8 protein-coding genes are annotated in these 8190 nt (G+C 71.7%); 3 read left to right on the plus strand and 5 right to left on the minus strand.

Annotated elements, in window-relative coordinates; genetic code table 11:
* Together ACY0I8_RS14175 and ACY0I8_RS14180 are read right to left on the minus strand one after the other, a co-directional pair.
* The coding region (locus ACY0I8_RS14175; protein ID WP_461395289.1) for a M24 family metallopeptidase at positions 1-1751 on the minus strand (1751 nt) is incomplete at its 3' end.
* On the minus strand, positions 1744-2487 hold the full coding sequence (locus tag ACY0I8_RS14180) for a DUF1847 domain-containing protein (RefSeq protein WP_459942013.1): 744 nt from the start codon (positions 2485-2487) through the stop codon (positions 1744-1746). The genes ACY0I8_RS14180 and ACY0I8_RS14175, both read right to left, overlap by 8 nt.
* A gap of 336 nt (positions 2488-2823) precedes the next feature.
* On the opposite strand from ACY0I8_RS14180, the gene ACY0I8_RS14185 reads away from it, so the two are divergent.
* The gene (locus ACY0I8_RS14185; protein ID WP_459942012.1) at positions 2824-3135 is read left to right on the plus strand and encodes a ferritin family protein; all 312 of its coding nucleotides are present in this window, start codon (positions 2824-2826) and stop codon (positions 3133-3135) included.
* A gap of 1 nt (position 3136) precedes the next feature.
* Here the strand turns inward: ACY0I8_RS14185 and ACY0I8_RS14190 are convergent, their stop codons facing one another.
* The 3 genes from ACY0I8_RS14190 to ACY0I8_RS14200 all read right to left on the minus strand — a co-directional run bounded on the left by ACY0I8_RS14190 (position 3137) and on the right by ACY0I8_RS14200 (position 6476).
* Positions 3137-3928, minus strand: a complete 792-nt coding sequence (locus tag ACY0I8_RS14190) for an inositol monophosphatase family protein (RefSeq protein ID WP_461395290.1) — start codon at positions 3926-3928, stop codon at positions 3137-3139.
* A gap of 93 nt (positions 3929-4021) precedes the next feature.
* Positions 4022-5347 (minus strand): coproporphyrinogen III oxidase family protein, encoded by a 1326-nt coding sequence (locus tag ACY0I8_RS14195; RefSeq protein WP_459942010.1) that lies wholly within the window; start codon positions 5345-5347, stop codon positions 4022-4024.
* A gap of 145 nt (positions 5348-5492) precedes the next feature.
* Positions 5493-6476: a beta-ketoacyl-ACP synthase III gene (locus ACY0I8_RS14200; protein ID WP_459942009.1), complete on the minus strand. Its 984-nt coding sequence runs from the start codon at positions 6474-6476 to the stop codon at positions 5493-5495.
* Positions 6477-6822: 346 nt separating this feature from the next.
* Between ACY0I8_RS14200 and ACY0I8_RS14205 the strand changes: the two genes are divergently transcribed.
* Positions 6823-7647, plus strand: a complete 825-nt coding sequence (locus ACY0I8_RS14205) for a class I SAM-dependent methyltransferase (RefSeq protein ID WP_459942008.1) — start codon at positions 6823-6825, stop codon at positions 7645-7647.
* Positions 7644-8063, plus strand: coding sequence for a hypothetical protein (locus ACY0I8_RS14210; protein ID WP_459942007.1), 420 nt, complete (start codon positions 7644-7646; stop codon positions 8061-8063). The genes ACY0I8_RS14205 and ACY0I8_RS14210 overlap by 4 nt, the downstream gene beginning before the upstream one ends.
* Positions 8064-8190 lie beyond the last annotated feature (127 nt).

Here is an 8190-nt window from a genome sequence, read left to right on the forward strand (position 1 = left end):
AGCACCCGATCGCACTCCTCGTGGTAGCGCTCCAGCCAGTCCCGCTCGGCCGGGGTGAGGAGTTCGGGCGCGATCAGCCGCTCGTCGAAGGGGATCCAGGTGAGCGGCCGGAACCCCAGGGCCTTCCGGCCCTCGATCACGCCCCCCGTTTCGACGACGGCGTAGAGGTTCTCGAGGCGCACCCCCCCGAACCCCGGCCGGTAGGATCCGGGCTCGATGGAGGTCACCATGCCGGGCTTGAGGGGAACCGACGAGGCGGGCCGGCGGCTCGCCGGCGCCAGGGCAAAGGGCCCCTCGTGCACCGAGAGGAACGCGCCCACCCCGTGGCCCGTGCCGTGGCCGTAGTCGAGCCCGGCCTCCCAGAGCACGGCCCGGCACACGGCGTCCACCGCGGCCCCGGGCGCCTCCTCGGGGAACACCATCCGGGCGGCCGCGATGTGGGCCCGGAGCACCAGGGTGTAGATCCGGCGCTGCTCGGGCGTGGGCGCGCCCACGGCTACGGTGCGGGTGGCGTCGGTGGTGCCGCCGTCGAGCTGCACGCCCGAGTCCACGAGGAAGAGTTCGCCGGGCCGGAGGGGGGTCTCGTCGGCGCCGGCGTAGTGGACCACGGCGGCGTGCTCCCCGGCGGCCGCTATGGTGGGAAACGAGAGGTCCCGGAACCCGGGGAGGTCCCGGTAGAGGGCCTCGAGCCGGTCCCGGAACCCGGCCTCGGTCACGGCCCGGGCGGCGTCCGTCTCGGCCCGGAGCCACGCGAGGGCCGCGGCCTTGGCCCGGCTCGCGAGCCGGCCGGCCCGCTCCATGGCCCGGAGCTCGGCCGGGGTCTTCACGGCCTTGGCCTCGGCCAGGGGCGAGGGGGCCCGCACCACCCGACACCCGGCGGCCTCGAGGGCCCGGGTGACGCCCCGGGGCACCGCGGCCGGGTCCACCGCCACCCGCCCCTCCAGCGCGGGGAGCACTTCGCGAAACGCCTCGTAGGGCCGCGGCCGGAACCCAGGGAGGTCCGCGCCGAAGCCCTCGGGAAGGCGCGCCCGCGGGTTTCGGACGAAGAGCTCCATCCCGCCGGCCCCGGCGATCAGGAACCCCTCGAACACCGGGGTGTGGGGCACCTCGTCGAAGCTCCGAAGCCCCGTGACCCAGGCCACCTCCTCCCGGCTCACCGTGACCAGGGTGCCGGCCCCGGTCTTCCCGAGAAGTTCCCGCGCCCGGGCCCAACGCCCCGGGAGCGACTCGCCGGACCACTCGTGCGGGCAGGGGAAAAGGGGCGTTTCGGAGGGGGCGGGCCGACCGGTCCACAGGAGGTCCACCAGGTTCGGCTCCACGGGCACCAGTTCGGCCCCGGTCTCCTCCGCGATCCGCTCCCACGCCCGCGCCGTGTCGTCCGCCACGCACCAGGGGTCGAAGCCGAGCCGGAACCCCTCGCCCCGGGCCGCGGCGAGGTCCCGGATCGCCTGGGTGAGGGTACGGCTCCCCGGCGCGCCCACCCGCTCCAGGCCGATGCCCGTGCCCACGAGTTCCCCCTCGGCCTGAAGGTGGTACCGGCTGTCGGTGAAGAGCCGGGTCTCCCCCTCCTCCACCCCCACCAGGAGGTCCCCGGCCGAACCCGTGAACCCGCTCGCCCACTCCCGCCGCCGGCGCCACGGGGCCGGGATCTCGGAGAGGTGTTCGTCGGACGTCGGCACCAGGTAGTGGGTCAGGCCCCGCTCGGCCAGGAGCCGGCGGAGGGCCTCGAGCCGGCGGGGGATCTCAGCCACCGGAGGCCTCGCCGTCCGCCGGCACCTCGAGGGGCCGGGCCTGGAGCCGCTTGTAGTAGAAGTTCTGGCCGTAGAGCACCGCCACCGGGTTGTGGCCCGTGACCCGGTCCTTGACCACCAGGGTGGTGACCGGGGCCTCGGAGTACTTCGTGAACAGGATGTCGTGGCCCACGCACAGGCCCACGATGAGGTTGAGGTGGGTGCCCACCCGGTTCAGGAGCCGGGCCTGGGCCACGGGGTTGCAGGCCGGCTCGAAGGTGCCGGGCCGGACCTTGTTCTCCTCGGAGAGCCCGAGCTCCAGCTTGTCGATGCTCCCGGATTTGCAGCATACGCTGGCCACCTCGAACCCTTGGGCCTCGAGGATTTTGGTGAGCCGGTTTGTCTCGTCCAGGAGCCCGATGCAGGTCGCGATGCCGAGCTTCGTGTAGCCCATGAGCTTCGCGAACGCGATCGTGTCCTCCACCCGGGTCCAGCGGGCGTTCACGGCCTCGCTCTCGGGCTCGGGCTGGTAGCAGAGCCCCTCCACCACCGCGGCCACCCGGGCCATGCGGGCGTCCTCCCCGTCGCCCCGGTAGAGGTCGAACGCCTCGGCGATGACCTCGGGCGCTACGGCCGAGGGGCAGTTTCCGGGCCGAGGCGGACCCTGTTCCGGATCGCCGCTCCAGCAGTGGGTGGACCCCTGCTTGGTCCACACGGCGGAACACCGGCTGCAGGTAAACGTGGCGGGCTTGGACATGGGTTGGCTCCTCGGGAAAGCGGTCAGCGGTCTCCGGGCCGCGGTCGAATGACCGAACACGGTCGACCCGACACCGGAGTTCCCCGAAGCCTACCAACTCGCGCCCCGCGCTTCCAAGGCTTCCGTGTGCCTTCGGCCAGGCGGCGTGGCGGTTGGGCGGCTTGGCGGCTGAAAACCCTCGGGGTTCCGGCGTCGCCGCCCGGATGTTACGTCCAGGCGATGTGAGGCCCGGCAGAGGAGAGCGCGTCCAAGGCTTGCGCCCGGCCGGGCCCGTGGCAGACTCTCCGGCCGATTGCTACGTTTCCCCCAATGAAACGCCAGACAGGAGGACGAGCTATGCCCGAGTTCGGAAGTCCCTTTTCCGGCCTTGCCAACGACCGGAAGCTGACCCGGGAGGAACTCATCCGGGCCATCCGGTTCATGGTGTCGGCCGAGTACGAGGCAATCCAGCTCTACATGCAGCTCGCCGAGAGCACCGACGACGCGCTCGCCAAGGCCGTGCTCAAGGACATCGCCGACGAGGAGCGGGTCCACGCCGGCGAGTTCCTGCGCCTCCTGCACCACCTCGCCCCCGACGAGCAGACGTTCTACGAGAAAGGGGCCGAGGAGGTGGAGGAGATGATGGAGGATCTGGGGATCAAGACGTAGTTCACCCCCCCGGCACGGGGCGGGTGCGGGCTTCCGCCAGGGCTTGGAGAAGGAGGGGGTGGAGGACTGGGTTCGCGGCCACCACGTCGGCGTCGTAGGGGGTGAAGGGGCCGCCGTCGTAGCCGGTGACGACGCCCCCCGCCTCCTCCACGAGGAGGCAGCCGGCCGCCAGGTCCCAGGGTTTGAGCCCAGGCTCCCAGAACCCGTCGAACCGGCCCGCGGCCGTGTAGGCCAGGTCGAGGGCGGCCGAGCCCGTGCGCCGTACCCCCTGGGTGCGTTGGGTCAGGTGGCAGAACTCCCGGTAGTTCCTGGGGTTCTCGCCTCGGTCGTAGGGGAACCCCGTGGCCAGCAGGGCCTCGGGGAGGCGGCCGGTTTCGGACACCCGCATCGGCTCCCCGTTTCGCCGGGCGCCCCGGCCCCGCACGGCGGTAAAGAGTTCGTCGCGGAAGGGGTCGTATACGGCGCCCAGGACCACCCGGCCCCCCTCCTCCCAGGCGATGGAGGCGCAGCACACGGGGAACCCGTGGGCGTAGTTGGTGGTGCCGTCCAGGGGGTCCACGATCCAGCGGTCCCGGCCCGTCCCGGTCTCCCCCTCCTCCTCCCCGAGCACGGCCGTGCCGGGGGCCCGGCGGGCCAGGATGGCGCGGATCGCCTCCTCGCAGGCGAGGTCCACCTCGGTCACGAGGTCCACGGCGCCCTTGTGGCGCACGGCGAACCCGGAGGCCAGCTGCTCGCGCTGGATCCGGCCGGCGGCCCGGGCCGCCTCGACGGCGATGGCGAGAAGATCGGTCATGTCGTCCCTGCTGGAAGGCTGGAAAGCTGGAAGGCTAGGAGGCTGCCCCGCAAGGCTCTACGCCGTCGTTTGGGCCAAGCGTTGAGAGCGGGATCATGCGCGTTTGGGCTCCGGGGCGCAGGCCGCCTGGCCGCAGGCCCCCTCGCCGAAGAGCACCCGGCGCTCCTCGGGGGGCAGGGCGGCCCGGGCCTGGTCGCGGAACTGGTTCACCCCGGCGAAGAACTCCCGCATCATGGCCACGAGCAGATACCGGCCCTTGGGGGTGAGGGTCAGGGCCTCGGCGTCGTCCCGGTCGAAGGCCCCCGCGGCCCGGAAGAAGGCCATCTCCAGCGGGAGCCCCCGCTCCACCCCCACCCCGAACCGCTCCCGGAACGCCTTCTTGTCGAGCTTGAGCCCGAAGAGGTCCATCATGAACCGGTAGCGCATCTGCTCCTTCAGGGGGTAGCGCCGGGCCGCGGCCGCCGAGAGCCGGCCCGACGCGATGCGCTCGCCGTATTCCCGGAGGCTGAAGGTGTTCACGTAGATCGTGCCGTCGAGGTAGCTGAAGGCCCCGCTCCCCACCCCCACGTAGTCCTCGTAGTCCACGATGTACTCGTCGATCATCTGGCCCGCCCGGCGAGAGAACGTCCAGGCCGTGGCCGGCTCGAAGGCGCCGTCGAGGGCCTCGCACAGGGCCTGGTAGTAGCGGTGTTCCCGGGTGTAGCTCACCGGGCCCACGGTCTCCCGGAGTTTGCGCCGCACGGCCGGGGAACTCATGAGGGGGTAGAAGGTGGTCTGGTTCGCCCCCGAGGCGACGAGCATCTCCACGTCGCGAAGGAGCGACGCCCGGGTCTGGCTCGGGAAGTTGAAGATCATGTCCACGTTCAGGGAGTGGAACCGGCCCGCCGTGGCCTGGAGCCGCTCCAGGATCTCCCGGCCGCTCCCGTACTTGTCGTACCGGTCCATCTGCTTGAGGAGCTCGTCGTCGAAGCTCTGGACCCCCACGGAGAACCGCTGTACCCGCTCGGTGAGGGGGTCCACCACCTCGGGGATGAGGTGGTTGGGGTTCGTCTCGCACGAGACCTCCCGCACCGGAAAGAGCTTCCGGGCCAGGTCGAGGGTCTGGACGAGTTCGTCCACGAGGATCGTGGGCGTGCCGCCCCCCACGTACACCGAGGTGCACCGGTACCCAAGGTCGGCCACCCGCCGCATCTCCTCCCGGAGGCTCCGGAAGTAGGCCCGGGCCGGGTCCTCCCGGAACGGGTAGCGGTTGAACGAGCAGTAGGGGCACAGCCGCTCGCAAAACGGCACGTGGATGTACAGAAGGCACGGCCGGCCCTCCACCGGCGGCGGCAGGGTGACCCCGGGATCCACCCGGACCCGGAGCACGCGGCGGTTGATGAACCGCAGGGCGGCCGTGAGGATGCGTTCGGTCAGCAACGGTCGGCTCCGTGGATCGTTAGTGCGGGAAGGCTGGAACGCTGGAAAGCGAACCCCTTGCGCCGTGGTTCCACGCGCGGGGCGGCTCGGCGGCGGAAGCCGCTACGGATGCAACTGGAACCGCTTTCCCAGCCGTCGACGCCTCTCACCCCCGGGCCTCCAGGAGGGCGGCGCCCCAGGTGAGGCCGCCCCCGAAGGCCGTGAGGAGCACCCGGTGCCCCGGCCGGATGCGGCCGTCCCGCCAGGCCTCGTCGAGGGCGATCGGGATCGTGGCGCTCGAGATGTTCCCGTACTTCTCGATGGTGAAGACCATCTTCTCCAGGGGGAGCTTGAGCATCTGGGCCACGGCCTCCTGGATCCGGCGGTTCGCCTGGTGGGGAATGACCCAGTCCACGTCGTCCACGCCGAGGCCCTCGGCCTCGAGCACCTCCTTGGCGATGTCGGCCATGCACCGCACGGCCACCCGGAAGGTCTTCTTGCCCTCGAGTTTCAGGGTGTGGAGCTTCTTATCCACGCTCTCGTGGGAGATGGGCGTGGTGCGCGACCCGCCCCCGGGCAGCAGGAGGTCCTCGCCGTAGGCGCCCTGGGTGCGGATCTCCACACGCTTGAGGTGCAGGCCCGGGCCGTCGCGCCGGATGATCGCGGCCGCACCCCCGTCGCCCCACAGGATGCACGACGAGCGGTCGGTGTAGTCCACGGTGCGGGTCATGACCTCGGCCGAGCACAGGAGCACGTTCTGGATGCGCTCGTCGGCCGCGAGGTACGACTGCACGGTCTTGAGGCCGAACAGGAAGCCCGAGCAGGCCGCGGCCAAGTCGAAGGCCACCGCCCGGTCGGCCCCCAGCTTGTTCTGGAGCCAGCAGGCGGCCGAGGGGCACATGGTGTCGGGGGTGATGGTGGTCACCACGATGAGGTCCAGGTCCTGGGGCCCGACGCCGTCCCATTCCATGGCCCGCCGGGCGGCCTGGAGGCAGATGTCGGAGGTGGCCTCGTCGGGGGCCGCCACCCGCCGCTCCCGGATGCCGGTGCGGGTGTAGATCCACTCGTCCGAGGTGTCGACCATCTTTTCCAGGTCGCGATTGTGGAGGACCCGTTCGGGTAGGTAGGAACCCGTGGCGGCGATGACCATGGAACCCTCCTTTCCTGAAACCGGATAGCGGCGCCCCGGCGGGGGCCAAGGAGGGGCATTTTAGGTGCCCACCGCCCGGATTACCAGGCGCGGGGCGGCCCGGCCGCGTAGTGGGGCGGGAACGGGTCTGGTACAATGCGGCCGTCTTCCCGGGTGCCACCCGCTGCGGGGCGCCGGGACCGGCCGACCGGCCCCCGGGTTCCACGCAGTCCCACGAGGACCGTGGACCGCCGACCGAAGACCGCGGACCGTAGACCCTAGACCGTCTTGCCCCCGAGTAACCCCCGGCCCCGCCGGGACGTACGGGTCGCGTGCCGAACGGCACCGGCCCGGGAAAGGCGAACCGATGCTCCCACCCGAAAAGGCCAGGGCGATCCGCGACCGCATCCGGGCGAACTTCGACCGGGGGGCCGAGGGCTACGACCGGTTCGAGGCCGAGACGTCCCACTTCCAAGAGCTCACCCGGGCGCTCCTGTCCCTCGCCCCCCCCGGGGCGGTGGAGGGGGCCCGGGTGCTGGACGTGGGCTGCGGAACCGGCGCCTCCACCCGGATTCTCCGCGAGGCCGCGGGGCCCCGGGGCGCCGTGGTCGGCTGCGACCTCAGCCCGGGCATGCTCCGCGTGGCCCGGGAGCGGGTGCCGGGCGTCCGGTTCCTGGTGGCCGACGCCTGCCGGCTGGAAGCCCTCCGGGGGCCGTTTGATCTGGTGGTCTATAACGCGGTGCTCTTCATGCTCCCGGATGCCGCGGCCTCGGTCCGGGGCGCCCGGCGGCTGCTGCGGCCCGGGGGCGCCCTTTTGGCCTCGTTCCTCGAAGGGGTGTACGAGGCCGAGACCGGCCGCCCGGTGCCCGACCTGCTGGCCGAGATGGGGTACGAGCCGGGCCGCCACGCCGTGTTGGCCTGGGACCGGGTGCTCGAGGCCCTCGGGCGGGAGTTTGGGGAGATCCGCACCCGACGGCTCCGGCTGCCCTTGCCCCCGGAGCGGTTCCTGGGGTTTTATGGGCTCGAGCCCATGAGCGCGGGGCTCCTGCCGCGGCTTCCGTACCCGGAGCGGCGGCGGGCGGTGGAAGCGTTGGCGGAGCGCTGGGCCCGGAATGGGGGCGGGGCCGTGCAGGTGTGGGACCTGGTGGCGGCCGAGGCGGGCGCCGAGACGGAAGCGAGGGAGCGACGATGACGAAGGCGATCCGAACGATGATGGTTCTGGCCGTGGGGCTTTGCCTGGTGGCCGGGGTGGCCGCGGCCGAGTGCAACCCGGCCGACTACGAGCCGGTGACCCAGGCCGATCTGGTGCGGCACCGGGACGAGTACCAGGGCAAGAAGGTCCAGGTGACCGGGGTGTTCCTGTTCACGGGCAGCGATTTCTGCTACCAGATCCGGAAAACCAAGATCAACACCCGGGACTATTTCTGCTTCGCCCTCGGCACCCCGAGTCTGGTGCGGCTCTACCTCAAGAAGGACCACCCCCAGGCCGACGAACTCCTGAACCTCAAGAAGGGGGCCAAGGTCACGGCCTACGGCGTGTTCGACTACCTGGGCAACGACTACAACTACATGGTGGTGGACGGGTTCGAGGTGAAGGGCGCCCCATGAGCCGGGGCTTCACCCATTTCGACGAGTCGGGGGCGGCCCGCATGGTGGACGTGGGCGGAAAGGCCCCCACGGAGCGCCGGGCCGTGGCCGCGGCGAGCGTGTGGGTGGGACCCGAGACGTTCCGCCG

The organism is Deferrisoma sp. (assembly GCF_054681715.1).

What these genes read in the sequence shown, in the direction of transcription:
- ACY0I8_RS14180 (WP_459942013.1), bottom strand. Translation starts at nt 2,487, where the DNA reads ATGTCCAAGCCCGCCACGTTTACCTGCAGCCGGTGTTCCGCCGTGTGG.
- ACY0I8_RS14205 (WP_459942008.1), top strand. Translation starts at nt 6,823, where the DNA reads ATGCTCCCACCCGAAAAGGCCAGGGCGATCCGCGACCGCATCCGGGCG.
- ACY0I8_RS14190 (WP_461395290.1), bottom strand. Translation starts at nt 3,928, where the DNA reads ATGACCGATCTTCTCGCCATCGCCGTCGAGGCGGCCCGGGCCGCCGGC.
- ACY0I8_RS14185 (WP_459942012.1), top strand. Translation starts at nt 2,824, where the DNA reads ATGCCCGAGTTCGGAAGTCCCTTTTCCGGCCTTGCCAACGACCGGAAG.
- ACY0I8_RS14210 (WP_459942007.1), top strand. Translation starts at nt 7,644, where the DNA reads ATGACGAAGGCGATCCGAACGATGATGGTTCTGGCCGTGGGGCTTTGC.
- ACY0I8_RS14200 (WP_459942009.1), bottom strand. Translation starts at nt 6,476, where the DNA reads ATGGTCATCGCCGCCACGGGTTCCTACCTACCCGAACGGGTCCTCCAC.